The following is a 25,845-nucleotide window of genomic DNA, read 5'->3' as shown; positions in this document are numbered from 1 at the left end:
CCAGCCGCCGCCGCTCACTCAATAACCTCCGCGCCGAGCGCTGCGGTACGAGCCCCTGTGGGCGGCCAGGCGGCGCTCATGCCGTGAGGCGGGCCTTCACATGGGCCGCCACTTCCGCCAGCGGCACGGCCGTGGCCGCGCTGTCGCGCCGGTGCTGGTACTCGGCCTGACCGGCCTTCACGCCGCGGTCGCCCAGGGTGATGCGATGCGGCACACCAATGAGCTCCCAGTCGGCGAACATCGCCCCGGGTCGTTCTCCACGGTCGTCCAGTATCACGTCCACGCCTTGCTCCAGCAGCTCGGAGTACAGATTCTCCGCAGCCGCCTTGACTTCCGGACTGCGGTCCATGCCGATCGGGCACACCACCACGGTGAACGGTGCGATCGCATCCGGCCAGATGATGCCGCGCTCGTCGTGGTTCTGTTCAATGGCCGCCGCTGGCAGGCGCGTGATGCCGATGCCGTAGCAGCCCATCTCGAAGTGCTTGGGCTTGCCGTCCTCGTCGAGGAAGGTGGCATTCATGGATCGGCTGTACTTGGTTCCCAGGTAGAACACGTGGCCGATCTCGATGCCCCGCTCGATGGCGAGCACGCCCTTGCCGTCCGGCGAGGCATCGCCCTCGACGATGTTGCGCAGGTCTGCCAGGCGCGTGGGTTCGGGCAGGTCACGCCCCCAGTTCACGCCGGTCAGGTGCACGTCGACCTCGTTGCCGCCGCAGATCCAGTCGGCCATGACGGCGACCTCACGATCCACCACCAGTTCCACCGGCTGCTTGAGCCCGATGGGGCCCAGGTAGCCCGGCCGGCAGCCGAAGTGCGATTCGATCTCGGCCGTCGTCGCGAAGCGCCAGCCCTGGTCCAGGCCGGGCACCTTGCCCACTTTCACCTCGTTCATGTCGTGGTCGCCGCGCAGCAGCAACAGCCAGACCTTGGACGACTTCACGGCGCCCGTTTCGTCGAGTTCGTCGGTGGCCAGCACCAGCGACTTGACGGTGGTGGCCAGTGGCACACCCAGCAGCTGCGCCACGTCGGCACAGGTGGCCTTGCCCGGCGTGGGCGTGCGCGTGAGCGGGTTGGCCGGCGCGGGGCGCGGGCCCTGAGGCGCCAGCGCCTCGGCCTTTTCCATGTTGGCGGCGTAATCGCTCGTGGGGCAATAGACGATGGCGTCCTCGCCCGTTGCCGCAATCACCTGGAACTCCTCGCTCAGATCGCCGCCGATGGCGCCGCTGTCGGCCGCGACCGCGCGGTACTTCAGGCCGAAGCGGTCGAAGATGCGGCGGTAGGCCGCGGCCATCACCTGGTAGCTGCCCTTGGCGGTCGCCTCGTCGCGGTCGAAGCTGTAGGCGTCCTTCATGATGAACTCGCGCCCACGCATCAGGCCGAAACGCGGCCGGCGCTCGTCGCGAAACTTGGTCTGGATCTGGTACAGGTTGCGCGGCAACTGCTTGTAGCTGCGCAGTTCCTGGCGCGCAATGTCGGTCACCACCTCTTCGCTGGTGGGCTGGACGATGAAGTCGCGGTCGTGGCGGTCCTTGATGCGCAGGAGCTCGGGGCCCATCTTCTCGAAGCGGCCGCTTTCCTGCCAGAACTCGGCGGGCTGCACCACGGGCATGGTGAGTTCGACCGCTCCCGCGCGGTTCATCTCCTCGCGCACGATCCGCTCGACCTTGCGGATGACGCGCAGCCCCATGGGCATGTAGTTGTAGATGCCGGCCCCCAGCTTGCGGATCATGCCAGCGCGGGTCATGAGGCGGTGGCTCGCCACCTCGGCGTCGGCGGGCGCTTCCTTGAGCGTGGTGATCAGGAACTGGCTGGCTTTCATGAAGGGGCCTGCACCGGTGGTGCGCGAAAGGGAGGTTCTGGAGGGGTGGCTCCGGCACCGCTTGCGGGTATATCCCTAGGCGGGACGCGGGGCCGTGCGGTGTGCGATCACTTCGCTGGGCGCGGGGTGCGATGCATAATGGTCGCAGTTCAAAAATCGAGGTTGATTATGCTTGACAGAGAGGGCTTCAGGCCCAATGTCGGCATCATTCTGCTCAACCAGAAAAACCAGGTGTTCTGGGGCAAGCGCATCCGCTCCCATTCCTGGCAGTTCCCGCAAGGCGGCATCGACCGCGGCGAAACGCCCGAGCAGGCGATGTACCGGGAATTGCACGAGGAAGTGGGGCTGCGCCCCGAGCACGTGGCCATCGTGGCCCGCACGAAGGACTGGTTGCGCTATGAAGTGCCTGACCGCTTCATCCGGCGCGATGCGCGCGGCCACTACAAGGGGCAGAAGCAGATCTGGTACCTGTTGCGCCTGATGGCGCAAGACTGGCACCTGAACCTGCGCGCCACGAACCACCCGGAATTCGACGCCTGGCGCTGGAACGACTACTGGGTGCCACTGGACGTGGTGGTGGAGTTCAAGCGCGGCGTCTATGAAATGGCCCTGACCGAGTTGGCGCGCTATGTGCCACGCCACGAAGGCCAGCGCAACCGCTACCTTCGCAATCACCAGGGTCGCGGCCCTCGTCCAGCCGAAGCCGACCATGGTCCTGACACCGTGCCCTCGCCGCCACCTGGTCTGGAGTTGCCGCCCGGGGCCAGTTTCGATCCGGGACCGCAACCGCTCACCAGCCCTCAGGGCATCGCTTCCAAATGAACAGCAGGTTCCTTCGCGCGGCGGTTTGCGCCGCCGCGCTCGTCACCGCGTACGGCGTTACCTGGGCCCAGCAGTACCAGGAACCGGAGCCCTGGAAGGAGGCTGAGGTGGCCTTGCCGACGCACTTCAGCACCGACAAGCTCCTCATCGTGGACATCGAGGATCGCTCCTCCTTCGAGTACGGCATTGATCCCGACACCCTGAGCGTGGGCTCCGACGGCGTGGTGCGCTACGTCTTCGTTGCGCGCAGCCGCAGCGGGGCCGTCAACGTGCTGTATGAGGGGGTGCGCTGCGACGCCGCCGAAGTCAAGGTCTACGGCCGCTGGGACCCGGACAGCGCGAAGTGGCGCACCAGCTCGACGGACGAGTGGCAGTCCATGAACGTGCGGGGCAGCACCCGTCGCGCGCTGAAACTCGCGCAAACCGGCCTGTGCGACGGGCGCGCGCCCAACGGATCGCCGCGCCAGATACTCGACACCCTGCGCAACGGCTTTTCATACCGCCTGCGCTGATGCGGCTCAGCCGCGGCTGAGCACGAGGTTGTCGCGGTGGATCATCTCCGGCTCGGCGGTATAGCCCAGCAGGCGCTCGAAATCCGCCGAGGATTTGCGGCACAGCAGCCGCGCCTCGGAACTGGCGTAGTTGGCCAGGCCGCGCGCCACCTCCTGACCCCGCGCGTCGCGCACCGCGATCACCTCGCCGCGCGAGAAGTCGCCCTCGACGCTGGTCATGCCGATCGGCAGCAGGCTCTTGCCTTCGCTGGCGATCTTCGCGGCGGCACCGTCGTCCACCACCACCGCCCCGCGCAGTTGCAGGTGATCGGAGATCCAGCGCTTGCGCGCCTGGTGCTTGGCCGTCTGGGCCACGAGCGCCGTGCCGATGGCCTCGCCCGCGCACAGGCGCAGCAACACGTCCGGTTCTCGCCCCCAGGCGATCACCGTTGACGCCCCGGACGCCGCCGCGCGCTTGGCGGCCAGGATCTTGGTGATCATGCCGCCCTTGCCGATGCCGCTGCCCGCCCCACCCGCCATGGCCTCCAGCGCCACATCGCCCGCGCGCGCCACGTGCACGAAGCGCGCGGAAGGGTCACGCCGCGGGTCGGCCGTATAGAGGCCTTTCTGGTCGGTCAAGATGATCAGCACGTCGGCCTCGACCAGGTTGGCCACCAGCGCGCCCAGGGTGTCGTTGTCGCCGAATTTGATTTCGTCGTTGACCACCGTGTCGTTCTCGTTGATCACGGGCACGACCCCCAACTGCAGCAGGGTGCGCAGGGTGGACCGGGCGTTGAGATACCGCTCGCGGTCGGCCAGGTCGGCGTGGGTCAGCAGCACCTGCGCGCTGCCAACGCCGCAGGCACGCAACTGGGTCTCGTACATCTGCACCAGACCCATCTGTCCCACCGCAGCGGCGGCCTGCAGCTCGTTCACCTCGTGCGGACGCTTGCTCCAACCCAGCCGCTTCATGCCTTCGGCAATGGCGCCGCTGCTCACCATGATGAGTTCGCGCCCCTGTTGGACCAGCGCCGCGAGCTGTTGGCTCCATTGCCTGATGGCCTCCTCGTCGAGGCCGCGGCCCTCATTGGTCACCAGGCTGGAGCCGACCTTGACGACGATGCGGCGCGCCTGGCGCACGAGGTCGGCTGCTTCGCTGGCCGTGCTGTCGATGACCTGGCTCATGGTGTCAGTGGGATCGGATCAATCGTTGTCACCCGCCACGAAACGCGGGTCGACCTCGGTGGGCTCCTGCTCCTGCTGGCGCAGCGCCTCGATGTGCTCGTACGCCTTCTGCACCAGCCGCTCGCAGCCCTCGCGCGTCAGCGCCGAGATCTCGAACACGGGGCCCTTGTATCGCAGGCGCCGCACGATGTCGCGCACGCGCGCCTCGCGCTCCTCGAGCGGCAGCATGTCCACCTTGTTGAGCACCAGCCAACGCGGCTTGGCATGCAACTCGGGATCGAACTTCTTGAGCTCGGCAACGATCGCCTTGGCCTGCGCCACCGGATCAACAGCCTCGTCAAAGGGCGCCGCGTCGACGAGATGAAGGAGCAGGCGCGTGCGCTGCAAATGGCGCAGGAACTGATGCCCCAGGCCGGCGCCTTCCGACGCGCCTTCGATCAGGCCGGGTACGTCTGCCACCACGAAGCTCTTCTCGGGGCCCACGCGCACCACGCCCAGATTGGGGTGCAGGGTGGTGAAAGGATAGTCTGCAATCTTCGGCCGGGCGTTCGAGACGGCAGCGATGAGCGTGGACTTGCCCGCGTTGGGCATACCCAGCAGACCCACGTCGGCCAGCACCTTGAGCTCCAGCTTGAGCGCCTTGCGCTCGCCGGGCCAACCGGGCGTCTTCTGTCGCGGTGCGCGGTTGGTGGAACTCTTGTAGTGCATGTTGCCAAAGCCGCCATCGCCGCCCTTGGCCACCATCACCCGTTCACCGGGCTGGAGCAGTTCACACACCACCTGACCCGACTCCGCGTCGGTCACGATGGTGCCGACCGGCACCTTCAGCACCACGTCGTCGCCCTTGACGCCGAACATGTCGGAGCCTTTGCCATGCTCGCCGCGCTGCGCCTCGAAGCGACGCGTGTAGCGGAAGTCGACCAGGGTATTCAAGCTGGCGTCGGCGAGCATGATCACATGACCACCCCGTCCGCCGTCCCCGCCATCCGGGCCGCCGAACTCCTTGTACTTCTCGTGCCGGAACGAGGCGCACCCGTTCCCGCCATCGCCAGCGGCGACGTCGATGGTGGCTTCGTCAACGAACTTCATGGGGTGCCAATGCTAGCTGAGGGCAACAAAAAGGCCCGCATGCGCGGGCCTCTTGCGCGAGGATTGTGCGGATCAGGCCGGGGTGACGCTGACCACGTGACGACCCAGGGCACCCTTGACCGCGAACTGCACGTGGCCGTCTGCGGTAGCGAACAGGGTGTGGTCCTTGCCGACGCCCACGTTGGTGCCGGGGTGGAACTTGGTGCCGCGCTGACGCACGATGATCGAACCGGCCGAAACCAGTTCACCGCCGAACGCCTTCACGCCGAGCATCTTGGGCTTGGAGTCGCGCCCGTTGCGGGTAGAGCCGCCGCCTTTTTTCTGTGCCATCTTGCTGCTCCTTAGCCCGAAATCGAAGCGATTTCGATCTCGGTGAAATTCTGCCGGTGACCCTGGCGCTTCTGGTAGTGCTTGCGACGGCGCATCTTGAAGATGCGCACTTTGTCGTGACGACCGTGCGCCACCACCTTGACCGTGACCGATGCGCCGGAGACCAAGGGAGTGCCCACTTTCAGCTCGGTGCCGTTACCGACAGCCAGAACCTGATCGAACACGATCTCTTGGCCCACGTCCGCAGCAATCTGTTCTACTTTGATTTTTTCGCCGGCAGCGACGCGATATTGCTTGCCACCGGTTTTTATGACCGCGTACATAGGAACCTCTTGAAGTTGGCCTTGGGGCGCTGGGGCTTGACAGCCGGCGGGCCACGAAGGCTATCGGCAGACGGATTTCCGCCGAACCGCGAATTATAGCCACTGGGGCCGCCGCAGGCAAATTGCCCCCCGCTGCGCGCCATTGGCCCGAGCGAACAAGAGAACGCTCAGGCGGGCTTCCTATAATCCAGCGCCCTCTCGCCTCTGATCACCGGCCCTCACTTGTCCCTTGCCTTGCCGACGAACAACCCGCTCGAACTGATCCGCGCCGACATGGCCGCGGTTGACCGGGTGATCCATGAACGGCTGACCACCGACGTGCCCCTGGTGCGCGAAGTGGCCCAGTACATCATCTCGGCGGGTGGCAAACGCTTGCGCCCCGCCCTGCTGCTGCTGGTCAGCGGCGCCCTGTCGTGCGACCACCCGCACCGGCATACCCTGGCCGCCGTGGTCGAGTTCATCCACACCGCCACGCTGCTGCACGACGACGTGGTCGACGAATCGACCTTGCGCCGTGGCCGACCCACGGCGAATCAGGCGTTCGGCAACGCCGCCAGCGTGCTGGTGGGCGACTTCCTCTACTCGCGCGCCTTCCAGATGATGGTCGACGTCAATCACATGCGGGTGATGGAGGTCCTGTCGGACGCCACGAACGTGATTGCCGAGGGCGAGGTGCTGCAACTCATGAACATGCGCGACGCCTCGATCGACGAGGCGTCCTACCTGCGGGTGATCCGCTCCAAGACCGCCAAGCTGTTCGAGGCCAGCGCCCGGCTGGCGCCCATCCTGGCGCAGGCCGACCCGGCCATCGAGCAGGCCTGCGCTACCTATGGGCAGGCCCTGGGCACGGCATTCCAGGTCATTGACGACGTACTCGATTACGAAGGCAGCGCCGACGAACTGGGCAAGAACCTCGGCGATGACTTGCGTGAAGGCAAGGTCACCTTGCCCATCATCTGCGCCCTGCGCTCGGGCGACGACACCCAGCGCGCCCTGATTCGCGACGCGATCGAACACGGGCGCATCGAGAACCTGCCGGACATTCAGCGCATCATTCTCAGTACCGGCGCCCTGGACACCGCGCGCGCTGCGGCGCAAGCCGAAGCGCGTCGCGCCCTCGACGCTGCGGCGACTCTGCCGCCCAATCCGCATCGAGAGGCTTTGCTACAATTAGCGGCTGCACTGCTGGAGCGTCGCTCCTGAAGTTCACGGTTCTGGCACCGTCATCAGCCAAGGGATCCAGCGATCCACACGGGGTGTAGCTTAGCCTGGTAGAGCGCTACGTTCGGGACGTAGAGGCCGGAGGTTCGAATCCTCTCACCCCGACCATCTTCTGGTCACATCAACGGCCCGCCTGCCGCGCCTGTTGCCCAGCGCCCGCGCGTCCCGGATACAACGTCAATCGACGTGAGCCCCTGATTTCCGGATAACTGGCGTCAAATGTGGCAGCCAAGTTATTGATTTCCGTTAGATTACGCAGATATGGCGTCAGTTGATACGGTGAACCAGGACAGTCCGTCCATGGCCCTTCCGGGGCTGGGGCGTGCACTCGTGTCGGCCGGCAAGCTCAATCAACGGGCAGCCGAAGACCTGTACCGCAAGGCGCAAAGCAGCCGCACGAGTTTCATCGCCGAACTGACGGGCTCCGGTGCCGTCTCCCCGACGGACCTGGCCCACACCATGTCGGTGGCATTCGCCGCCCCGCTGCTGGATCTCGACGCGATCGATGTTCAGCGCCTGCCAGCCGGCCTCCTCGATGCCAAGATCTGCGCGGACTTCCGCATCGTCGTCCTCAGCAAGCGCAACAACCGCCTGATCGTTGCCACGGCCGATCCGTCCGATCAACAAGCCGCTGAAAAGATCAAGTTCGCCACGCAGATGGGCGTGGACTGGGTCATCGCCGAGTTCGACAAGCTCAGCCGCCTGGTCGAGGCGCAGACCAAGTCGGTCACCGAAGCGATGGAGAACATCGTCGGCGATGTGGAATTCGACGAACTGGCGGCCGAGGTGACTACCGATGCCGCCGCCGCCGACAAGGCCAGCGAAGTCGACGACGCGCCGGTCGTCAAGTTCCTGCACAAGATGTTGATCGACGCCTTCAACATGCGTGCGTCGGACTTGCACTTCGAGCCCTACGAACACCAATACCGCGTGCGCTTTCGCATCGATGGCGAGTTGCGCGAGATCGCCTCGCCCCCGATCGCGATCAAGGAAAAGCTGGCCTCCCGCATCAAGGTCATCTCCCGGATGGACATCTCGGAGAAGCGCGTCCCTCAGGACGGCCGGATGAAGCTCAAGGTGGGGCCGGACCGCGTGATCGACTTCCGCGTCAGCACCCTTCCCACGCTGTTCGGCGAAAAGATCGTGATCCGTATCCTCGACCCGAGCCAGGCCAAGATGGGCATCGACGCCCTGGGCTATGAGCCCGAGGAAAAGGAGCGCCTGCTCGACGCCATTCAGCGGCCTTACGGCATGGTGCTCGTCACCGGACCTACGGGTTCGGGCAAGACGGTCTCGCTCTACACCTGCCTGAACATCCTGAACAAGCCCGGGGTGAACATTTCGACGGCTGAAGACCCGTCAGAAATCAACCTCCCCGGCGTGAACCAGGTCAACATGAACGAAAAGGCGGGCCTGACCTTCGCGGTCGCGCTCAAGGCCTTCCTGCGTCAGGATCCTGACGTGATCATGGTCGGTGAGATACGCGACCTGGAGACCGCCGACATTGCCATCAAGGCCGCGCAGACCGGCCACATGGTGATGTCGACGCTGCACACCAACGACGCGCCGACGACGCTCACGCGGATGATGAACATGGGCATTCCCACGTTCAACATCGCCTCCAGCGTGATCCTCATCACCGCCCAGCGCCTGGCGCGGCGCCTGTGCCCCAATTGCAAGGCACCGCTGGACGTGCCTCGCAAGGCCCTGCTGGAGGCGGGCTTTAAGCCCGAGGAACTCGACGGCACCTGGACACCCTACAAGCCGGTCGGCTGCTCGGCCTGCAACAACGGCTACAAGGGGCGTGTCGGCATCTATCAGGTCATGCCGATCTCAGAGGAGATCCAGCGCATCATTCTGCGCGGCGGCACCTCGCTGGACATCGCCCAGCAAGCCAGCAAGGAAGGCGTTCGCTCGCTGCGCGAGTCCGGACTGCTCAAGGTCAAGCTGGGACAAACCTCTCTTGAGGAAGTCCTCAGCGTGACGAACGAATGACCACCCGCTCACCCACAGCCCCCTGAGGAATTCCATGGCCACCGTCGCAAGCAAGAGCGTCAAGGACTTCGTGTTCGAATGGGAGGGCAAGGACCGCAACGGCAAGGCGGTGCGCGGTGAGACGCGCGCTCAGGGTGAAAACCAGGTCACCGCCACGCTGCGTCGCCAGGGCATCATTCCGGTCAAGATCAAGAAGCGGCGGACCTCTTCGGGCAAGCGGATCAAGCCGAAAGACATCGCGATCTTCACGCGCCAGTTGGCCACGATGATGAAGGCGGGCGTGCCCTTGCTGCAATCATTCGACATCGTGGGCCGCGGCAACCCCAACCCCAACGTCACGCGGCTGCTCAACGACATCCGCGCCGACGTCGAAACCGGTACCTCGCTGAGCGCGGCCTTCCGCAAGCACCCGATGTACTTCGACAGCCTCTACTGCAACCTGATCGAAGCGGGTGAGGCGGCCGGTATCCTGGAGGATCTGCTCGACCGCCTCGCCACCTACATGGAGAAAACCGAGGCGCTGAAGTCCAAGATCAAATCCGCCCTGATGTACCCCACGGCAGTGATCATCGTGGCCTTCGTGGTGGTGGCGGTCATCATGATCTTCGTGATCCCCTCCTTCAAGGAGGTGTTCACCTCGTTCGGTGCCGACCTGCCGGCGCCCACGCTGTTCGTGATTGGCATGAGCGAGTTCTTCGTTCAGTACTGGTGGCTGATCTTCGGCGGCCTCGGTGGCGGCTTCTACTTCTTCATGCAGGCCTGGAAGCGCAATGAAAAAGTCCAGCGCTTCATGGACCGCCTGCTGCTCAAGCTGCCCATCTTCGGCGAACTGATCGAGAAGTCGGTGGTGGCGCGCTGGACGCGCACGCTGGCCACCATGTTCGGCGCGGGCGTTCCGCTGGTCGAAGCGCTCGACTCCGTGGGAGGTGCATCGGGCAACTCGGTGTATGCCATCGCCACCGAAAGGATTCAGCAGGAAGTTTCCACCGGCACCAGCCTGACGGCGGCGATGACCAATGCGAACATCTTCCCATCCATGGTGCTGCAGATGTGCGCGATCGGCGAGGAGTCGGGGTCGATCGATCACATGCTGGGCAAGGCCGCGGACTTCTACGAAGCCGAGGTGGACGACATGGTGGCCGGTATCTCCAGCCTGATGGAGCCGATCATCATCGTGGTGCTGGGTACCGTGATCGGGGGCATCGTCGTGTCGATGTATCTGCCGATCTTCAAACTCGGCCAGGTGGTCTGATGCCGGAGTGGGTCACGGGCGCGCCCGCGGTGGCGCTGCTGAGCGTGCTTGGCTTGCTGGTGGGCAGCTTTCTGAACGTCGTCATCCATCGACTGCCCAAGATGATGGAGCGGCAGTGGGCCGCCGAGTGCGCAGAACTGCAAGGCAAGGTCGAAGACGCCGCGCCCCCGGCCGAGCGCTACAACCTGATGGTGCCGCGGTCGGCCTGCCCCCATTGCGGCCACGTCATTCGCTGGTACGAAAACATCCCTCTGCTGAGCTACCTGGTCTTGCGCGGGCGCTGCAGCCAATGCCGCGCCGGCATCGGGCTGCGCTACCCTCTGGTGGAGCTCGCCACCGGCCTGTTGTTCGGCTGGGCCGGTTGGCGCTGGGGATTCACCTTCACCGGGCTGGCCTGGAGCGGCTTCGCCGCGGCCGTCGTGGCACTCGCCTGCATCGATTGGGACACCACGCTGCTACCGGACGACATCACGCTGCCGCTGCTGTGGGCCGGCATCGTGGCCGCCGCCCTTGACCTGACCTCGACCCGCCTGCCCGATGCCGTGTGGGGCGCCGTCGGCGGGTACCTCTCGCTGTGGCTCGTCTACTGGGCCTTCAAGCTGCTCACCGGCAAAGAGGGCATGGGCTATGGCGACTTCAAGCTGTTCGCGGCCTTCGGAGCCTGGTTCGGCTGGCAGGCGCTGGTGCCCATCATCCTGATGGCTTCGGTGATTGGCGCGGTCATCGGCATCGGCATCAAGCTGGTGGGCCGCTTGCGTGAAGGCGGCTATGTGCCTTTTGGCCCCTTCCTCGCCCTCGGTGGACTCACCGCCATGGTCTTCGGTCCCGCGGCCATACTGGCCGCCGTTGGCCTGTGAGCCAAGCGAGGCCGGTGCGGCGCATCGGCCTCACCGGCGGCATTGGCAGCGGCAAGAGCACGGTCGGCGCGCGCCTGCAGGCGCTCGGTGCTGACCTCATCGATGCCGATGCCATCTCTCGCGCGAGCACGGCAGCAGGCGGCGCGGCGATCCCCGCCGTGCTCGAGCGCTTCGGCCCGACCTTCATCGGCAGCGACGGTGCGCTGGACCGGGCCCGCATGCGCGAGCGGGTGTTCGCCGACCCCGGCGCCCGTGCCACGCTGGAAGCCATCATTCACCCCCTCGTGGCGCGCGACATCGCCCGTCGCGTTGCGCAAAGCAACAAGGCTTGCATTGTGTTTGACGTGCCCTTGCTCGCCGAATCGCCGCGCTGGCGCCCGCAGCTCGATCGCGTGGTCGTGGTGGACTGCAGCGAGGCCACCCAGCGCCGCCGCGTGCGCACCCGCAGCGGTTGGGACGACGTAGTGATCGACGGGGTGCTGCGCAGCCAGAGTTCGCGTGTCCTGCGGCTGGCGGTGGCGGACGCAGTCATCTTCAACGATGAGGACGATCTCGACCGTTTGCATCGCCTGGTTGACCGGCTATCGACAAGCTTCGGGCTATGATCCGCCCACGCGCGGCCATCACGGCCCCGCGGCCAGCGAGCCCGTGATCCTCTACGAATACCCTTTCAACGAACGCATCCGCACCTATCTGCGGCTCGAGCAGCTTTTCAAGCGGCTGGCCGTGCTGGTACCGCGCGAGCATCCGCTGGATCACCATTACGCGATCCAGACACTGTTCGAGATCATGGATGTGGCCTCGCGCGCCGACATGAAATCGGACGTGCTCAAGGACCTCGATCGGCAGAAGCAGGCCCTGGCGGGCTTCCGGGGCAACCCTGCCATCTCCGAAGCGGCGCTTGACACCGTGATCGGCCAACTCGACAGCTGCTTCTCGCAGATCGCCGACGTGCCGGGCAAACCCGGCCAGAGCCTGACCGAGAACGACTGGCTGATGGCCATCCGCAGCCGCATCGGCATTCCCGGCGGCACCTGCGAGTTCGACCTTCCCGCCTATTTCCACTGGCAGCACCTCGACACGGCGCTGCGCCAGGCCGCCCTGGCCGATTGGTCCCGTACGCTGGCGCCCCTGGCCGAAGCCCTGGTGCTGCTGCTGAAGATGATGCGGGAGACGGGTGCACCGCAAAAGGTCGTCTCCACCGGCGGGCATTTCCAGCAGAACCTGCCCCAGGGGCGCACCTTTCAGTTGTTGCGACTGCGGATCGACCCCTCGGCCGGCCTGATCCCCGAAATCAGCGGCAACCGGCTGATGTTCTCGGTGCGACTGATGCGCCTGGGCGATGACCACCGGCTGCATCCGTCGGGCGAGGACGCCAGCTTCGAACTCGCGCTGTGCGCTTGAGGCGATGACCTCGCCCGTCGAACCCCGCATCGTGCGCTGCCCGGCCTGTGGCGGCGACAGCGTCTATGCGCCCAGCAACCGCTGGCGGCCGTTCTGCAGCGAGCGCTGCAAGCAAGGCGACCTGGGCGCCTGGGCCAGCGAACAGTACGCCCTGCCCGACAAGGGCGCGCCCAGCGACGACTGGGACGCTGAGCCGCGCTGAGCACCGCCCTGCCTCAGGCGGCGTCGGTCTCTTCCTGCAACCAGCGCAGCACCGGCACGGTGCCAGGCAACACCGGCTCGCATTGCACCGGCAGCCGCTCCCAGCGGCTCTCCTGGCCCTCGTGCATCTGCAGCTCGCCGGACCACTCGCGCACCTTGCAAAAGTGCAGGCGCACGAGCCCGTGTGGGTAGTCGACCAATTGAGTCCGCCAGACAAGGGCCGGGCCGATGGTCAGGCCGATTTCTTCCTGCAACTCACGCCGCAGCGCCTGTTCCACGGTCTCGCCCGCTTCGAGCTTGCCGCCCGGGAACTCCCAATAACCAGCATAGACCTTGCCCGGGGGGCGCGAGGTGAGCAGGAAACGCCCCTCACCGTCGATGAGCACGCCCACCGCCACGTCCCTTGCGTTTTTGGCGGCGGCCGCCTCGCGCCCGCCGTCTACCACGAGAACCTCCGCCGTCATGCGGCGCCACCGTGCGAGCCGGCGTAGTCGCGCGCGAACTGGTAGGCCACACGCCCGCTGCGCGAGCCGCGCTCGAGTGCCCACACCAGGGCCTGCGGCCGGGCTGCCTCGATCGCCGAGGGCGCCACGCCAAATGACGACAGCCACTGCGCGACGATCGCCAGGTACTCGTCCTGACTGAAGGGGTAGAAGCTGATCCACAGGCCGAAGCGCTCGGACAGCGAAATCTTCTCTTCGACCACCTCGCCCGGGTGCACCTCGCCGTCCGCCGTGTGGGTGTACGTGAGGTTCTCCTTCATGTACTCGGGCAGCAGGTGGCGGCGGTTGCTGGTGGCGTAGATCAGCACGTTGGCGCTGGACGCCGACACCGAGCCGTCGAGGATGGACTTGAGCGCCTTGTACCCGGGCTCGCCGTCCTCGAAGCTCAGGTCGTCGCAGTAGACGATGAATTTTTCGGGACGCCCGGCCACCACGTCGACAATGTCGGGCAGATCGACGAGGTCTGCCTTGTCGACCTCGATGAGGCGCAAGCCCTGGGCGGCGTAGGCATTGAGGCAGGCCTTGACCAGCGATGACTTACCGGTGCCGCGCGCGCCCGTGAGCAGCACGTTGTTGGCCGGCAGGCCTTTCACGAAGTGTTCGGTGTTGCGCTGGATGCGCTCCTTCTGCGGCTCCACTTCCTTCAGGTCGCTCAGCGCAATGCTGGCCACGTGGCGCACGGGCTCCAGCAGACCATGGCCGTTGCTGCGCTTGCGGTAGCGAAAGGCGTGCGATGCCGCCCAGTCCGGTTCGCTCAGCGGCTGCGGCAGAACGGCTTCGATGCGGTCGATCAGGGCTTCGGCGCGCTGCAGCAAGCGCTCGAACGTGGGGTTCATGAGCGGTAGTCGGCGTTGATGGTGACGTACTCGTGGCTGAAGTCGCAGGTCCAGACGGTTTCGCTGGCCGCACCGCGGCCCAGGCCGATGCGCACCTCGATCTCCGCCGGTTTCATGACACGCTGGCCGTCTTCCTCCCGGTACTTCGGGTGCCGGCCGCCGTGCGTGACCACGTGCACGTCGCCCAGCCACAGGTCGATGCCGCCCACGTCCAGGTCGTCGATGCCCGCGTAGCCCACCGCGGCCAGGATGCGGCCCAGGTTGGGATCGCTCGCAAAGAAGGCCGTCTTGACCAGCGGTGAATGCGCCACCGAATAGGCTGCGCGCAGGCATTCTGCTGCGTCCCGCCCGCCTTCCACGCGGATGGTGATGAACTTGGTGGCCCCTTCGCCGTCGCGCACGATGGCGTGGGCCAGGCGCTGGGCCAGGGGCGCGAGCGCCTCCAGCAGCGCGCGTCCCGCCGGGCTGGACAGATCGCTGACCGGCGGATTGCCCGCCTGGCCGGTGGCGATCACCACGAAGGAATCGTTGGTGCTCGTGTCGCCATCGACCGTGACGCGATTGAACGAGACATCGGCCAGCCGGCGCGCCAGTTCGTTCATCAGTTCGGGCACCACGGCCGCGTCGGTGGCCAGGAAGCCGAGCATGGTGGCCATGTTGGGCCGGATCATGCCGGCGCCCTTGGCAATGCCGGTGGCGCGCACCGCGCGGCCGTCCAACTCGAACGCCACGCTGGCCGCCTTGGGCAGGGTATCTGTCGTCATGATGCCCTGGGCCGCGGCCAGCCACTGCGCGCCCGAATCGTGCTGCGCCGTGGCGGCGCTGGTGAGCGCCGCCGGCAGGCCGCCGAGCAGGCGGTCCATGGGCAGCGGCTCCATGATCACGCCGGTGGAGAACGGCAGCACCTGTTCGTGGTGCAGGCCGAGCGAACGCGCCAGTGCGGTGCAGGTCTGGCGCGCATCGGCCAGACCGCTCTCGCCGGTGCCCGCGTTGGCGTTGCCGGTGTTGATCACCAGCGCGCGCACGCCTTGCCCGCAGGCCAGGTGCTCACGGCACACCTGCACCGGCGCCGCCGCGTAGCGGTTGCGCGTGAACACCGCCCCGACCGCGCTGCCTTCGTCCAGCAGAAAAACCGACAGGTCTTTGCGGTTGGCCTTGCGGATGCCGGCTTCGGCGACCCCGATGCGCACGCCCGCGATGGGCAGCAAGTCGGCCACGACGGGACTGGAGAGCTGGACAGGCATGGAGGGAATCTCGGATCGGGGGAATCGGACGGCCGGCCTACTCGCCGGTCACTCAGTCGAGCTTGCCGTGGCAGTGCTTGTACTTCTTGCCACTGCCGCAGGGGCAGGGGTCGTTGCGCCCCACGCGCGGCATCTCGCCAGCCATCGCTTGCGCGACGGCGGCTTCGGGGCGCGTCTCGGCCTCGCCGGTTTCGGTGGGGGCCGTGTAGGTGACGTTGCTGATCGCCTCGGCGCGCTCTTCCAACTGCTCGGCCGCCTGCGAGATCTGCTCGGCCGATTGAACGCGCACGTTCATGAGGATGCGCGTGACATCGTTCTTCACCGAGTCCAACAGTTGACCGAACAGCAGGAAGGCCTCGCGCTTGTACTCCTGCTTGGGCTGCTTCTGTGCGTAGCCACGCAGGTGGATGCCCTGGCGCAGGTAATCCAGCGCGGCGATGTGCTCGCGCCACTGGGAATCGATGGTCTGCAGCAGCACCACGCGCTCGAAGGAGGTGAAGTTCTGTTCACCGACCTGATCGACCTTGGAGACGAACACCGCCTTGGCGGCCTCGCGCACGCGCTCGGCGATGTTCTCGACCTCGACCGCATCGGACTCTGCCACCCAGCTGGCGAGCGGCACGTCGACCGCCCATTCCTCGCGCAGGGTCTTCTCCAGGCCGGGCAGGTCCCACTGCTCTTCCACGCTTTCCTCGGGCACGAACTGGTGCACCACATCGGTCAGCGCACCGTCGCGCAGCGCGTCGATCTGCGCGCGCAGGTCCTGCGCGTCCAGGATGTCGTTGCGCTGCTGGTAGATGACCTTGCGCTGATCGTTGGAGACGTCGTCGTACTCCAGCAGCTGCTTGCGGATGTCGAAGTTGCGCGCCTCGACCTTGCGCTGCGCGCTCTCGATGCTGCGGGTGACGATGCCGGCCTCGATGGCCTCGCCCTCTGGCATCTTCAGGCGGTCCATGATGGCGCGCACGCGGTCGCCCGCGAAGATGCGCATCAACGGGTCGTCCAGACTCAGGTAGAAGCGGCTGGAGCCCGGGTCGCCCTGGCGGCCCGAACGGCCCCGCAACTGGTTGTCGATGCGGCGCGATTCGTGGCGTTCGGTGGCAATGATGCGCAGGCCACCCAGCGCCACCACCTTCTCGTGGTCGGCCTGCCACTGCCCGCGCAAGGTCTCGGCGCGCGATGCCCGGGTGGCTTCGTCCAGCGACGGGTCGGCCATCACGGCCTCGACCATCTTCTCCAGGTTGCCGCCGAGCACGATGTCGGTGCCGCGCCCCGCCATGTTGGTGGCAATCGTGATGGCGCCCGGGCGGCCCGCCTGAGCGATGATGTCCGCTTCGCGCGCGTGCTGCTTGGCGTTGAGCACCTGGTGCGGCAGCTTCGCGGCCTCGAGCAACTGCGCGATGATTTCGGAGTTCTCGATGGAGGAGGTGCCCACCAGCACCGGTTGTCCACGCTCGTGGCACTCACGGATGTCGGCAATCGCCGCGTCGTACTTTTCCTTGGTGGTCTTGTAGACGCGGTCGAGTTGGTCCTGGCGCTTGCTCGGCCGGTTCGGCGGAATCACCACCGTCTCCAGGCCGTAGATCTCCTGGAATTCGTAGGCCTCGGTGTCGGCCGTGCCGGTCATGCCGGACAACTTGCCGTACAGGCGGAAGTAGTTCTGGAAGGTGATCGAGGCCAGCGTCTGGTTCTCGGGCTGGATGCCCACGCCCTCCTTCGCCTCCACCGCCTGGTGCAGGCCGTCGCTCCAGCGGCGTCCGGCCATCAGGCGGCCAGTGAACTCGTCGACGATGACGATCTCGCCGTTCTGGTTGACGTAGTGCTGGTCGCGGTGGAACAGGTGGTGCGCCTTGAGCGAAGTCACCAGGTGGTGCAGCAGCGCGATGTTCGACGGGTCGTACAGCGAGGCCCCCTCGGGCAGCAGACCGGCCCTGGATAGCAGGGCCTCGGCGTTCTCATGACCCTGTTCGGTGAGGTGCACCGAGCGCGCCTTCTCGTCGAGCGTGAAATCGCCCGGCTTGATGACGCCCTCGCCGGTGCGCGGGTCGGCCTCGCCCTCCTGGCGGCTGAGGTGCGGCACGAGCTGGTTGATGGCCACATACACGGCCGTCTGGTCTTCGGCCTGGCCGCTGATGATCAGCGGTGTGCGGGCCTCGTCGATCAGGATGGAGTCCACCTCGTCGACGATCGCGTAGTTCAGGCGGCGCTGCACGCGGTCCGCGGCCTCGTACACCATGTTGTCGCGCAGGTAGTCGAAACCGTACTCGTTGTTCGTGCCGTAGGTGATGTCGGCGCGGTAGGCGGCCTGCTTTTCCTCGCGCTGCATCTGCGGCAGGTTCACGCCCACCGTCAGGCCGAGGAAGTTGTAGAGCTTGCCCATCCATTGGGCGTCGCGGTTGGCCAGGTAGTCGTTGACCGTCACCACGTGCACGCCCTGGCCGGCCAAGGCATTGAGGTAGACCGGCAGCGTGGCGGTGAGCGTCTTGCCCTCGCCGGTGCGCATCTCGGCGATCTTGCCGTGGTGCAGCGCGATGCCGCCCACCAGCTGCACGTCGAAATGGCGCATTTTCATGACGCGCTTGCCCGCTTCGCGCACCACGGCAAAGGCCTCGGGCAACAGCGCGTCGAGCGTTTCACCCGCCGCCAGGCGCTGGCGGAACGACTCGGTCTTGGCCTTGAGCTCGTCGTCCCCGAGGGACTCGAACTGCGATTCCAGCGCATTGATGCGCTCGACCGTCTTGCGGTACTGCTTGAGCAGGCGGTCGTTGCGGCTTCCGAAGAGCTTGGTGAGGAAATTGGTGGCCATATGAGGACGCCCGGGACACCAACCCGGAAGGCGTTGGCACGGACGGCGATGATCGATCGGAAGGACGCTTGCGCGCCCGCTGGCGGCGGCGAAGGGGCGCGAAGCCCCCAGGTGCCGGCGAACACGCGGCTTTCAAGCGCGAAGCCGGCATTTTAGCGGCCGGCCACCGTCTGCTTCAGCGCGTGCGAGAGACGTTCGGCCCAGGAGGAGCACGGGCCAGGTGCTCACCGGCCTGCAAGAATTTCTGCGGGTTCTGCGGCACGCCCGCCACCCACACCTCGAAATGCAGGTGCGGGCCGGTGGACCGTCCGGTCGAGCCGACCTCGGCGATCTTCTGGCCGCTCTTGACGATGTCGCCCTTCTTCACGTGCACCTTGGACGCGTGGGCATAGCGCGTGACCAGGGCATTGCCGTGGTCGATCTCGACCAGGTTCCCGTAGGCGGCGTGGTACTCCTGCGCGATCACCACGCCACCGGCAGCAGCCACGATGGGCGTGCCCGTGTCGGCGGGGAAATCCAGCCCGGTGTGCAGCGCCGACTGCCCGGTGATCGGGTCGATACGGAAACCGAAGGCCGAGCCGACCCGCCCGTCCACCACGGGTTTTTCGGTCGGCACCAGCGTGCTCTGGATCTTCTGGTCGAACAGGCGGGACTCGATCGCGGTCAGCCAGTCCACCCGCGCATCGCTGCCGGCGTCCACCGCTTCCATTTCGCGCATCAGCTCTTCGAGCGTGAGCGAGCGGCTCGAAACGAGCACGCCGCCCGAGCCAGGCAGCGGCGGGCGGGCCTGCGCGGGCTCCAGGCCGGCCAGACCGGCCACGCGCTCACCGAGGGAGTCGATCTGCATCATGCGCGCCTGCATCTCGCCGAGCTTGCGCGCCATGGCGTCGAGATTGGCGCGCAGGTACGCGTCACGCTCCCCGGGAGTGTCGGGGTGCACCAGACGAGCCACGGAAGCAAAACCCGGCCAGCCCTGGCGAATGCCTTCCAGGAACACCCAGTGGTAGGCGGCCACCGCGCTGAACATGAGACCCAGCACGGCCATCACCGCCGCGGCGATGAGTTTCCAGCCGTTCAGATGCAAGGCTTGGCGTCGTGCGAGCCAGGCGTCGGTGATGATGATGTGCACGTCTCAAATCCTTGATTGACCGACCCGCTCACGCGGCGCGGTCGACTCGGTCAGAATGGACCGCATGCCGACCCGACAGACCCCCTCCGTCTACAGCCTTCAGGAGGCTGTTGGCGCCGCGCCCGGGCTGGCCGAGCTTCAGGCCAGGATCCGCCTATCGCAGCGTTGTCTCGATCTGGTTCGGGAGCGCATTCCTCAGGCCCTGCGCACCCAGGTCACCGCCGGCCCCCTGCAGGACGCCGAGTGGTGCCTGCTGGTCCGCAGCAGTGCGGCGGCTGCCAAATTGCGACAGCTTCTGCCTGCGCTGCGTGACGCATTGCACGAAAGCGGGGCGCAGGTTAGCGCAATCCGCATCAAAGTCCAAACGCCGGGGCGATAAGCGCGCCCTGCGGCGGACCGGGTGGTGCCGCTTGTCCGAATCGAACGGACGACCTATCGCTTACAAGGCGATTGCTCTACCAACTGAGCTAAAGCGGCCCGGGCAGCGATTCTAGGTTCACTTCACCCGCTTGAGCTGCGGCCGGCCACCCGGACGTCCCGGACCGTCACCACCGGGCTCGGGTGGGACCGCATCGCCGTCGGGCGTCACGGCCCGCAGCGACGACGCTGTGGCCGCGTCCCCCGCCGCCGGCGGCTGCGCGGGCGCCGGTGCGGGAAAGGCCATGCCCTGCCCGTTTTCGCGCGCGTAGATCGCGATGACGTGGGTGATAGGCACCACGATCTCTCGCGACACCCCACCGAACCGCGCCTTGAACGAGATGTACTCGTTGCCCAGGTGCAGGTCCTTGGTGGCCTCCATGCTCACGTTGAGCACGATCTCGCCGTTGCGCACGAACTCCATCGGCACCTGCACCGAGGCATCCACGTGGACCGCGATGTAGGGTGAGAACCCGTTCTCGCTGCACCACTCGTACAGCGCCCGGATCAGGTACGGGCGGGTCGATGGGACCTGTGGTTCTGCCTGCTGGCTCATGGCACTGCTGCGTCGCCGGGCCCGCTTACTTGCGCATCACCTTCTCGGACGGGGTCAGCGCCTCGATGTAGGCGGGGCGCGAGAAGATGCGCTCGGCGTACTTCAGCAGCGGCGCGGCGTTCTTGCTGAGCTCGATGCCGTAGAAGTCCAGGCGCCACAGCAGCGGCGCGATCGCCACGTCGAGCATGGAGAAGTTGTCGCCCAGCATGAACTTGTTCTTCATGAACACGGGAGCAAGTTGCGTGAGGCGGTCGCGGATGTGCGAGCGGGCTTTCTCCAGCGCCTTGTCGTTGCCCTTGCTGCTGCGTGATTCGAGCACGGAGACATGCGTGAACAGTTCCTTCTCGAAGTTGAGCAGGAACAGGCGCACGCGAGCGCGGTCCACCGGGTCACCCGGCATGAGCTGCGGGTGCGGGAAGCGCTCGTCGATGTACTCGTTGATGATGTTCGACTCGTACAGGATCAGGTCTCGCTCGACGAGGATCGGCACCTGGCCGTACGGGTTCATCACGGCGATGTCTTCGGGCTTGTTGTACAAGTCGACGTCGCGGATTTCAAAATCCATGCCCTTTTCGAACAGCACGAAGCGGCAGCGGTGCGAATAGGGGCAGGTGGTGCCCGAGTACAGAACCATCATGGTTGGCGTCTCCTGAAACAGAAAACAGTGGCTGCGATTGTGCCGCGTCGGCACCGCAAGCCACTGTGGGCGAAGAAGGGGGTGGATCGCACCCCGAGACGGGGGCTTACTTGACGTCTTTCCAGAACGCGGCGTTGAGGCGCCAGGCGACCACGGTGAACGCCGTCAGGAACAGCAGAACCCACACGCCGATGCGCACGCGGTTGTTCGCGGCGGGCTCGGCCATCCACTGAAGGTAGGCCACCAGGTCACCGACGTTCTGGTCGTACTGGGCCTGCGTCATGGTGCCGGGCTTGACCTGCTCCCAACCGCGCAGCACCTCGACCTCGTGGCCGTGGCTCATGACCTTGTCGTAGACGGGCTTGCGCTCGCCCTGCAGCTCCCACAGGGGGTGCGGCATGCCGATGTTGGGGAAGGCCTTGTTGTTCCAGCCGGTGGGCTTGGTGTCGTCGCGATAGTAGGTGCGCAACAGCGTGTAGAGGTAGTCGGGCCCGCTACCAGCCGAGCTGGCGCGCGAACGCGCCACCAGGGTGAGGTCGGGCGGCACCTTGCCGAACCAGTCCTTGGCCATCTTGGGATCGATGGCCGCCTTCATCGTGTCGCCGATCTTGTCGGTGGCGAAGGTGAGGTTCTCGGCGATCTGCTTGTCGTTCAGGCCAATGTCGCGCAGGCGGTTGTAGCGCATGAAGGCCGCCGAGTGGCAGTTCAGGCAGTAGTTGACGAACAGCTTGGCGCCGTTTTGCAGGGCGGCCATGTCGTTGGTGCGTTGGGGGGCGTGGTCCAGCGGGATGCCGCCGCCGGCGGCCAGGGCGGCACCACTCAGACCCAGGGACAACGCGAGGCCCAGAAGAATCTTTTTCATAACGTTCGCTCTCCGGATGTCGCGTTGACTCAGTGCGGCTGGAAGGTCACCCGGTCGGGGACCGGCTTGAACTCACCCAGGCGGCTCCACCACGGCATCAGCAGGAAGAAGCCGAAATAGAACAGGGTGCCCACCTGCGACACGCGCTCGCCGATCGGCGAAGGCGCCTGGATGCCCAGGTAACCCAGCACGAAGAAGTTGATGACGAACACCGTGTAGAGCCATTTGTTCCAGCTCGGGCGGTAGCGGATCGACTTGACCGGGCTGTTGTCGAGCCAGGGCAGGAAGAACAGGATGATCACGGCGGCGCCCATGACGATCACGCCCCAGAACTTGGCGTCGTAGGTCAGCATGGCGGCCGAGGCCAGCGCGCCGGCCACCACGATCACGCCCTTGAGCGCGGCGTTGACGCGCGCCTTGATGACGCCGAACGCCGCGGCCAGCACCACGCAGGCCACCAGCACGTACATGAACTCAGCGGTGATGGCGCGCAGCATCGAATAGAACGGTGTGAAGTACCAGACCGGCGCGATGTGCAGCGGCGTGGTCAGCGGGTCGGCCGGGATGAAGTTGTTGAACTCCAGGAAGTAGCCGCCGAGCTCGGGCGCGAAGAACACCACGGCCGAGAACACCATCAGGAAGACCGCCACGCCCAGGATGTCGTGCACGGTGTAGTAGGGGTGGAAGGGGATGCCATCCACGGGCTTGCCCGAGGCGTCCTTGTTGGCCTTGATCTCCACGCCGTCGGGGTTGTTGGAGCCCACTTCGTGCAGTGCGATGATGTGCGCCACCACAAGGCCCAGCAACACCAGCGGCACGGCGATGACGTGGAAACTGAAGAAGCGGTTGAGCGTGGCGTCGCCGACGACGTAGTCACCGCGAATCAGCAGGGCCAGGTCGGGGCCGATGTAGGGAATGGCAGAGAACAGGTTCACGATCACCTGCGCGCCCCAGTAGGACATCTGGCCCCAGGGCAGGAGGTAGCCCATGAAGGCTTCGGCCATCAGGCACAGGAAGATCGCGCAGCCGAACACCCAGACCAGCTCCCGCGGCTTGCGGTAGCTGCCGTAGAGCAGGCCACGGAACATGTGCAGGTACACCACCACGAAGAACGCGGACGCGCCGGTGGAGTGCATGTAGCGGATCAGCCAACCCCAGGGCACGTCGCGCATGATGTACTCGACCGAAGCGAAGGCCACGTTCGCGTCGGGCTTGTAGTGCATCACCAGAAAGATGCCGGTGACGATCTGGATGACCAGCACCAACAGCGCCAGCGAACCGAAGAAATACCAGAAGTTGAAGTTCTTCGGCGCGTAGTACTCGGCCAGGTGCTCGTTGTAGAGCTTGGACAGCGGGAAACGGTTGTCGACCCAGTTCAGCGCTTTCTGGCTCAGCGGGGCGTCGGGGGAGATTTCTTTGAATTCGGCCATGGCGTGCGTGCCTCGATGTTCCGTGGGTGTTCAGGCTCGATGGCGCGGCCTCAGGCCGGCTTTTCCTCGCCGATCAGCAGCATGTTGTCGGAGACGTAGTAATGCGGCGGGATCTCGAGGTTGTCGGGAGCGGGCTTGTTCTGGAACACGCGGCCGGCCAGGTCGAAAGTGGAGCCATGGCAGGCGCAGAGGAAGCCGCCCTGCCAGTCGTCCGGCAGAGACGGTTGCGGGCCGGTCGCGAATTTGTCGCCGGGCGAGCAGCCCAGGTGGGTGCAGATGCCGATGGCGACGAGGATCTCGGGCTTGATCGAGCGGGTGCGGTTCTTCGCGTACTCGGGCGTGGGAAACGCCGTGCGCTCGGAATTCGGATCGGCGAGCTGCGCCTCGTCCTTCTCCAGGGTGGCGAGCTGCGCCTCCGTGCGGCGCATCACCCACACCGGCTTGCCGCGCCATTCCACGACGCGCTTTTCGCCCGGGGCGATGGTCGAGACGTCCACCTCGACCGCCGCACCCGCGGCCTTGGCGCGCTCGGAGGGCTGGAAGGAACTCACGAAGGGCACGGCGACTGCCGCGGCACCCACGCCACCCATGGCGCAGGAGGTGATCAGCCAGGTCCGGCGACTGTTGTCCACAGCGGCCTTGCCTTGGTTGGCGGGAGCTTCACTCATGGGGGACTTTCTCGTCTTGCGGGAGGGAATCAGGGACAACCCGGCATTGTACTGGACCATGTCAAGGGCTCAGACCGCGTTTCGCGCCTGCCTCACCAGGGGAGCGGCCGCCGGTTTCGCGTGTGACAATGCCCGTCCGATCTATACCCTCTGGAGGATGCGCATGGGCATGATGCAGGAGTTCAAGGAATTTGCCGTCAAGGGCAACGTCATCGACCTGGCCGTGGGCGTGATCATCGGCGGCGCATTCGGCAAGATCGTCAGCTCCCTGGTGGACGACGTGATCATGCCGGTGGTGGGCCTGGTGTTCGGCAAGCTTGATTTCAGCAACCTGTTCATCGTGCTGGGCTCCGCCCCGGAGGGCACGGCCCGCACCCTGGCGGCCATGAAGCAGGCCGGCGTGCCGGTGCTGGCCTACGGCAACTTCATCACCGTGGCGATCAACTTCGCCATCCTGGCCTTCATCATTTTCCTGATGGTCAAGCAGATCAACCGCCTCAAGCGCGAAACGCCCCCTGCGCCTCCCGCCGCCACGCCGGAAGACATCGTGCTGCTGCGCGAGATCCGGGACAGCCTCAGGAAGTAGGGCCGGCGGTCGCGGCCATCGCGGCGTCGATGGCCGCCAGCAGGCTGTCCGCGCTGGCTCGGCCGGTGCCCGCGATGTCGAATGCGGTGCCGTGGTCCGGGCTGGTGCGCACGAAAGGCAGGCCCAGCGTGGTGTTCACGCCGTGCTCCAGCCCCAGCAGCTTCACCGGGATGAGCCCTTGGTCGTGGTACATGGCGACAACCACGTCGAAGGCGCCCTGGCGCGCCCGCATGAACACCGTGTCGGGCGGGTGGGGCCCGCTGGCCTCGATGCCCTGATCGCGCGCCGCCCGTATGGCGGGCCCGATCGTCTCGATTTCCTCCCGCCCGAACAAGCCCCCCTCCCCGGCGTGCGGGTTGAGTCCGGCGACCGCGATGCGCGGCCGCGCCAGCCCGGTGCGGCGGAAGTGGGCATCGGTGATGCGGATGGTCTCCAGCACGCTGTCGGTCGTCACGGCCGCCAGGGCCTCGCGCAGCGACACGTGGATGCTCACCAGCACCGTGGCCAGGCCCGGCGCGCTGAGCATCATGCGCACCGGCAAGGCCGCCACGGGAACACCCTGGTGCCGGGCCGCGGCGGCCTGCAGCAGCTCGGTGTGGCCGGGGAAGGATTCGCCGGCCGCGGCCAGCGCCTCCTTGTGGATGGGCGCCGTGACCAGGGCGCGTGCGCGCCCCTCCAGCGCCGCCTGCGCGCCGACACGGATGGCGGCGGCGGCCGCGCGGCCCGCGACGGCGCTCACCTGGCCCCACGGCGGCGGTGCCAGCGGCTCGCCCGCCTGCAGAACCCCCACCGCGCCGGGCGGCAGGCCGGCCCCTTGCGCCGGTTCGTCCAGCCCGGCCAGCACCACGCCGCCCTCGGTCGAGTCCGGGGCGATGGCGCCCAGGCTCGCCGCGCGCCGCAGCGTGGCCATGTCGCCCACCACCACCACCTCGCGCCGCAAGGCGGGCCGCTCGCGCAGGGCGCGCAGCACGATCTCGGGGCCGATGCCCGCGGGATCGCCCATGCTGATCAGGACCGGGCGCTTCGTCATCACGCGGGGTTGGGGATGTCGACGAAGCGGTGCTCGAGGCCCAGCGCCGACGCCACGTGGGCCGCGACGGCGGGCGCGCCGTAGCGCTCGCTCGCATGGTGGCCGCAGGCCAGGTAGGCCACGCCGCACTCGCGCGCGTAGTGCGCCTG

The 25,845-nt window shown here is 66.4% G+C and carries 28 protein-coding genes and 2 tRNA genes; 12 read left to right on the top strand and 18 right to left on the bottom strand.

The genetic code is table 11. The features are described 5' to 3' along the window. Positions 1 to 76: 76 nt before the first annotated feature. Complete coding sequence (locus VLG41_RS13710) at positions 77 to 1,822, bottom strand: proline--tRNA ligase (protein WP_325349956.1); 1,746 nt, start codon at positions 1,820 to 1,822, stop codon at positions 77 to 79. Positions 1,823 to 1,990: 168 nt separating this feature from the next. Between VLG41_RS13710 and VLG41_RS13705 the strand changes: the two genes are divergently transcribed. Then, entirely contained in the window at positions 1,991 to 2,644 is a 654-nt protein-coding gene (locus VLG41_RS13705) for an RNA pyrophosphohydrolase (RefSeq protein ID WP_325349975.1), read from the top strand. Then, positions 2,641 to 3,156, top strand: coding sequence for a CNP1-like family protein (locus tag VLG41_RS13700; protein WP_325349955.1), 516 nt, complete (start codon positions 2,641 to 2,643; stop codon positions 3,154 to 3,156). Before VLG41_RS13705 ends, VLG41_RS13700 begins: the two co-directional genes overlap by 4 nt. Before the next feature lie 6 nt (positions 3,157 to 3,162). Here the strand turns inward: VLG41_RS13700 and proB are convergent, their stop codons facing one another. From proB to rplU, 4 genes are all read right to left on the bottom strand, one after another. Continuing rightward, entirely contained in the window at positions 3,163 to 4,320 is a 1,158-nt protein-coding gene (gene proB, locus VLG41_RS13695; RefSeq protein ID WP_325349954.1) for a glutamate 5-kinase, read from the bottom strand. 18 nt (positions 4,321 to 4,338) lie between these two features. Beyond that, complete coding sequence (gene cgtA, locus VLG41_RS13690) at positions 4,339 to 5,409, bottom strand: Obg family GTPase CgtA (protein WP_325349953.1); 1,071 nt, start codon at positions 5,407 to 5,409, stop codon at positions 4,339 to 4,341. A gap of 72 nt (positions 5,410 to 5,481) precedes the next feature. After that, entirely contained in the window at positions 5,482 to 5,739 is a 258-nt protein-coding gene (gene rpmA / locus VLG41_RS13685) for a 50S ribosomal protein L27 (protein ID WP_009516509.1), read from the bottom strand. 11 nt (positions 5,740 to 5,750) lie between these two features. Next, entirely contained in the window at positions 5,751 to 6,062 is a 312-nt protein-coding gene (gene rplU, locus VLG41_RS13680; RefSeq protein WP_009516508.1) for a 50S ribosomal protein L21, read from the bottom strand. Between the two features lie 273 nt (positions 6,063 to 6,335). On the opposite strand from rplU, the gene VLG41_RS13675 reads away from it, so the two are divergent. The 8 genes from VLG41_RS13675 to VLG41_RS13640 all read left to right on the top strand — a co-directional run bounded on the left by VLG41_RS13675 (position 6,336) and on the right by VLG41_RS13640 (position 12,993). Then, the gene (locus VLG41_RS13675) at positions 6,336 to 7,265 is read left to right on the top strand and encodes a polyprenyl synthetase family protein (protein WP_325349974.1); all 930 of its coding nucleotides are present in this window, start codon (positions 6,336 to 6,338) and stop codon (positions 7,263 to 7,265) included. A gap of 49 nt (positions 7,266 to 7,314) precedes the next feature. Continuing rightward, a tRNA-Pro gene (locus VLG41_RS13670) sits at positions 7,315 to 7,391 on the top strand. 153 nt (positions 7,392 to 7,544) lie between these two features. Beyond that, on the top strand, positions 7,545 to 9,278 hold the full coding sequence (pilB, locus tag VLG41_RS13665; RefSeq protein WP_325349952.1) for a type IV-A pilus assembly ATPase PilB: 1,734 nt from the start codon (positions 7,545 to 7,547) through the stop codon (positions 9,276 to 9,278). 34 nt (positions 9,279 to 9,312) lie between these two features. After that, the gene (locus VLG41_RS13660; protein WP_325349951.1) at positions 9,313 to 10,530 is read left to right on the top strand and encodes a type II secretion system F family protein; all 1,218 of its coding nucleotides are present in this window, start codon (positions 9,313 to 9,315) and stop codon (positions 10,528 to 10,530) included. Beyond that, the gene (locus VLG41_RS13655; RefSeq protein ID WP_325349950.1) at positions 10,530 to 11,387 is read left to right on the top strand and encodes an A24 family peptidase; all 858 of its coding nucleotides are present in this window, start codon (positions 10,530 to 10,532) and stop codon (positions 11,385 to 11,387) included. The genes VLG41_RS13660 and VLG41_RS13655 overlap by 1 nt, the downstream gene beginning before the upstream one ends. 14 nt (positions 11,388 to 11,401) lie before the next feature. Next, positions 11,402 to 11,992 (top strand): dephospho-CoA kinase, encoded by a 591-nt coding sequence (gene coaE, locus VLG41_RS13650; protein WP_325349949.1) that lies wholly within the window; start codon positions 11,402 to 11,404, stop codon positions 11,990 to 11,992. Positions 11,993 to 12,035: 43 nt separating this feature from the next. Beyond that, positions 12,036 to 12,791, top strand: a complete 756-nt coding sequence (zapD, locus tag VLG41_RS13645) for a cell division protein ZapD (RefSeq protein WP_325349973.1) — start codon at positions 12,036 to 12,038, stop codon at positions 12,789 to 12,791. A 4-nt stretch (positions 12,792 to 12,795) separates the two neighbouring features. Further along, the gene (locus tag VLG41_RS13640; protein WP_325349948.1) at positions 12,796 to 12,993 is read left to right on the top strand and encodes a DNA gyrase inhibitor YacG; all 198 of its coding nucleotides are present in this window, start codon (positions 12,796 to 12,798) and stop codon (positions 12,991 to 12,993) included. 13 nt (positions 12,994 to 13,006) lie between these two features. Here VLG41_RS13640 and VLG41_RS13635 read toward each other — a convergent pair whose 3' ends face one another. From VLG41_RS13635 to VLG41_RS13615, 5 genes are all read right to left on the bottom strand, one after another. After that, positions 13,007 to 13,456 carry an NUDIX domain-containing protein gene (locus VLG41_RS13635; RefSeq protein ID WP_325349947.1) on the bottom strand — a complete coding sequence of 150 codons (450 nt, stop codon included), beginning with the start codon at positions 13,454 to 13,456 and terminating at the stop codon, positions 13,007 to 13,009. Next, the gene (locus VLG41_RS13630; RefSeq protein ID WP_325349946.1) at positions 13,453 to 14,331 is read right to left on the bottom strand and encodes an ATP-binding protein; all 879 of its coding nucleotides are present in this window, start codon (positions 14,329 to 14,331) and stop codon (positions 13,453 to 13,455) included. The genes VLG41_RS13635 and VLG41_RS13630 overlap by 4 nt, the downstream gene beginning before the upstream one ends. Further along, positions 14,328 to 15,575 carry a bifunctional glutamate N-acetyltransferase/amino-acid acetyltransferase ArgJ gene (gene argJ, locus VLG41_RS13625; protein ID WP_325349945.1) on the bottom strand — a complete coding sequence of 416 codons (1,248 nt, stop codon included), beginning with the start codon at positions 15,573 to 15,575 and terminating at the stop codon, positions 14,328 to 14,330. The genes VLG41_RS13630 and argJ overlap by 4 nt, the downstream gene beginning before the upstream one ends. Positions 15,576 to 15,627: 52 nt before the next feature. Further along, the gene (secA, locus tag VLG41_RS13620; protein WP_325349944.1) at positions 15,628 to 18,381 is read right to left on the bottom strand and encodes a preprotein translocase subunit SecA; all 2,754 of its coding nucleotides are present in this window, start codon (positions 18,379 to 18,381) and stop codon (positions 15,628 to 15,630) included. Positions 18,382 to 18,556: 175 nt separating this feature from the next. Beyond that, positions 18,557 to 19,510, bottom strand: a complete 954-nt coding sequence (locus tag VLG41_RS13615; RefSeq protein WP_325349943.1) for a M23 family metallopeptidase — start codon at positions 19,508 to 19,510, stop codon at positions 18,557 to 18,559. A gap of 64 nt (positions 19,511 to 19,574) precedes the next feature. Here VLG41_RS13615 and VLG41_RS13610 point away from each other — a divergent pair, with 64 nt between their 5' ends. Beyond that, complete coding sequence (locus VLG41_RS13610; protein ID WP_325349942.1) at positions 19,575 to 19,889, top strand: hypothetical protein; 315 nt, start codon at positions 19,575 to 19,577, stop codon at positions 19,887 to 19,889. Positions 19,890 to 19,911: 22 nt separating this feature from the next. Here the strand turns inward: VLG41_RS13610 and VLG41_RS13605 are convergent. From VLG41_RS13605 to petA, 6 genes are all read right to left on the bottom strand, one after another. Further along, a tRNA-Thr gene (locus VLG41_RS13605) sits at positions 19,912 to 19,987 on the bottom strand. 19 nt (positions 19,988 to 20,006) lie between these two features. Next, positions 20,007 to 20,483: a ClpXP protease specificity-enhancing factor gene (locus VLG41_RS13600; RefSeq protein WP_325349941.1), complete on the bottom strand. Its 477-nt coding sequence runs from the start codon at positions 20,481 to 20,483 to the stop codon at positions 20,007 to 20,009. Positions 20,484 to 20,508: 25 nt separating this feature from the next. Further along, positions 20,509 to 21,120 (bottom strand): glutathione S-transferase N-terminal domain-containing protein, encoded by a 612-nt coding sequence (locus VLG41_RS13595; RefSeq protein ID WP_009516494.1) that lies wholly within the window; start codon positions 21,118 to 21,120, stop codon positions 20,509 to 20,511. Positions 21,121 to 21,226: 106 nt separating this feature from the next. Continuing rightward, the gene (locus VLG41_RS13590; protein ID WP_325349940.1) at positions 21,227 to 21,982 is read right to left on the bottom strand and encodes a cytochrome c1; all 756 of its coding nucleotides are present in this window, start codon (positions 21,980 to 21,982) and stop codon (positions 21,227 to 21,229) included. A gap of 29 nt (positions 21,983 to 22,011) precedes the next feature. After that, the gene (locus tag VLG41_RS13585) at positions 22,012 to 23,412 is read right to left on the bottom strand and encodes a cytochrome bc complex cytochrome b subunit (protein WP_325349939.1); all 1,401 of its coding nucleotides are present in this window, start codon (positions 23,410 to 23,412) and stop codon (positions 22,012 to 22,014) included. A gap of 50 nt (positions 23,413 to 23,462) precedes the next feature. After that, positions 23,463 to 24,080, bottom strand: a complete 618-nt coding sequence (petA, locus tag VLG41_RS13580) for a ubiquinol-cytochrome c reductase iron-sulfur subunit (protein ID WP_325349938.1) — start codon at positions 24,078 to 24,080, stop codon at positions 23,463 to 23,465. Between the two features lie 163 nt (positions 24,081 to 24,243). Between petA and mscL the strand changes: the two genes are divergently transcribed. After that, on the top strand, positions 24,244 to 24,666 hold the full coding sequence (mscL, locus tag VLG41_RS13575) for a large conductance mechanosensitive channel protein MscL (RefSeq protein ID WP_325349937.1): 423 nt from the start codon (positions 24,244 to 24,246) through the stop codon (positions 24,664 to 24,666). On the opposite strand, the gene pdxA is transcribed toward mscL, so the two are convergent. After that, the gene (pdxA, locus tag VLG41_RS13570; protein WP_325349936.1) at positions 24,656 to 25,696 is read right to left on the bottom strand and encodes a 4-hydroxythreonine-4-phosphate dehydrogenase PdxA; all 1,041 of its coding nucleotides are present in this window, start codon (positions 25,694 to 25,696) and stop codon (positions 24,656 to 24,658) included. The genes mscL and pdxA overlap by 11 nt on opposite strands. After that, a partial coding sequence (locus VLG41_RS13565) for a Nif3-like dinuclear metal center hexameric protein (protein WP_325349972.1) occupies positions 25,696 to 25,845 on the bottom strand: 150 nt, incomplete at its 5' end. The genes VLG41_RS13565 and pdxA, both read right to left, overlap by 1 nt.

Source organism: Hydrogenophaga sp. (assembly GCF_035481345.1).
Classification (GTDB): Bacteria; Pseudomonadota; Gammaproteobacteria; order Burkholderiales; family Burkholderiaceae_C; genus Hydrogenophaga.
This window is presented reverse-complemented; position numbering and strand designations above follow the sequence as displayed.

Coding starts and splice junctions, on each gene's coding strand:
- VLG41_RS13710 (WP_325349956.1), bottom strand. CDS start 1,822: ATGAAAGCCAGCCAGTTCCTGATCACCACGCTCAAGGAAGCGCCCGCC.
- VLG41_RS13705 (WP_325349975.1), top strand. CDS start 1,991: ATGCTTGACAGAGAGGGCTTCAGGCCCAATGTCGGCATCATTCTGCTC.
- VLG41_RS13700 (WP_325349955.1), top strand. CDS start 2,641: ATGAACAGCAGGTTCCTTCGCGCGGCGGTTTGCGCCGCCGCGCTCGTC.
- proB (WP_325349954.1), bottom strand. CDS start 4,320: ATGAGCCAGGTCATCGACAGCACGGCCAGCGAAGCAGCCGACCTCGTG.
- cgtA (WP_325349953.1), bottom strand. CDS start 5,409: ATGAAGTTCGTTGACGAAGCCACCATCGACGTCGCCGCTGGCGATGGC.
- rpmA (WP_009516509.1), bottom strand. CDS start 5,739: ATGGCACAGAAAAAAGGCGGCGGCTCTACCCGCAACGGGCGCGACTCC.
- rplU (WP_009516508.1), bottom strand. CDS start 6,062: ATGTACGCGGTCATAAAAACCGGTGGCAAGCAATATCGCGTCGCTGCC.
- VLG41_RS13675 (WP_325349974.1), top strand. CDS start 6,336: ATGGCCGCGGTTGACCGGGTGATCCATGAACGGCTGACCACCGACGTG.
- pilB (WP_325349952.1), top strand. CDS start 7,545: ATGGCGTCAGTTGATACGGTGAACCAGGACAGTCCGTCCATGGCCCTT.
- VLG41_RS13660 (WP_325349951.1), top strand. CDS start 9,313: ATGGCCACCGTCGCAAGCAAGAGCGTCAAGGACTTCGTGTTCGAATGG.
- VLG41_RS13655 (WP_325349950.1), top strand. CDS start 10,530: ATGCCGGAGTGGGTCACGGGCGCGCCCGCGGTGGCGCTGCTGAGCGTG.
- VLG41_RS13640 (WP_325349948.1), top strand. CDS start 12,796: ATGACCTCGCCCGTCGAACCCCGCATCGTGCGCTGCCCGGCCTGTGGC.
- VLG41_RS13635 (WP_325349947.1), bottom strand. CDS start 13,456: ATGACGGCGGAGGTTCTCGTGGTAGACGGCGGGCGCGAGGCGGCCGCC.
- VLG41_RS13630 (WP_325349946.1), bottom strand. CDS start 14,331: ATGAACCCCACGTTCGAGCGCTTGCTGCAGCGCGCCGAAGCCCTGATC.
- argJ (WP_325349945.1), bottom strand. CDS start 15,575: ATGCCTGTCCAGCTCTCCAGTCCCGTCGTGGCCGACTTGCTGCCCATC.
- secA (WP_325349944.1), bottom strand. CDS start 18,381: ATGGCCACCAATTTCCTCACCAAGCTCTTCGGAAGCCGCAACGACCGC.
- VLG41_RS13610 (WP_325349942.1), top strand. CDS start 19,575: ATGCCGACCCGACAGACCCCCTCCGTCTACAGCCTTCAGGAGGCTGTT.
- VLG41_RS13600 (WP_325349941.1), bottom strand. CDS start 20,483: ATGAGCCAGCAGGCAGAACCACAGGTCCCATCGACCCGCCCGTACCTG.
- VLG41_RS13595 (WP_009516494.1), bottom strand. CDS start 21,120: ATGATGGTTCTGTACTCGGGCACCACCTGCCCCTATTCGCACCGCTGC.
- VLG41_RS13590 (WP_325349940.1), bottom strand. CDS start 21,982: ATGAAAAAGATTCTTCTGGGCCTCGCGTTGTCCCTGGGTCTGAGTGGT.
- VLG41_RS13585 (WP_325349939.1), bottom strand. CDS start 23,412: ATGGCCGAATTCAAAGAAATCTCCCCCGACGCCCCGCTGAGCCAGAAA.
- petA (WP_325349938.1), bottom strand. CDS start 24,080: ATGAGTGAAGCTCCCGCCAACCAAGGCAAGGCCGCTGTGGACAACAGT.
- mscL (WP_325349937.1), top strand. CDS start 24,244: ATGGGCATGATGCAGGAGTTCAAGGAATTTGCCGTCAAGGGCAACGTC.
- pdxA (WP_325349936.1), bottom strand. CDS start 25,696: ATGACGAAGCGCCCGGTCCTGATCAGCATGGGCGATCCCGCGGGCATC.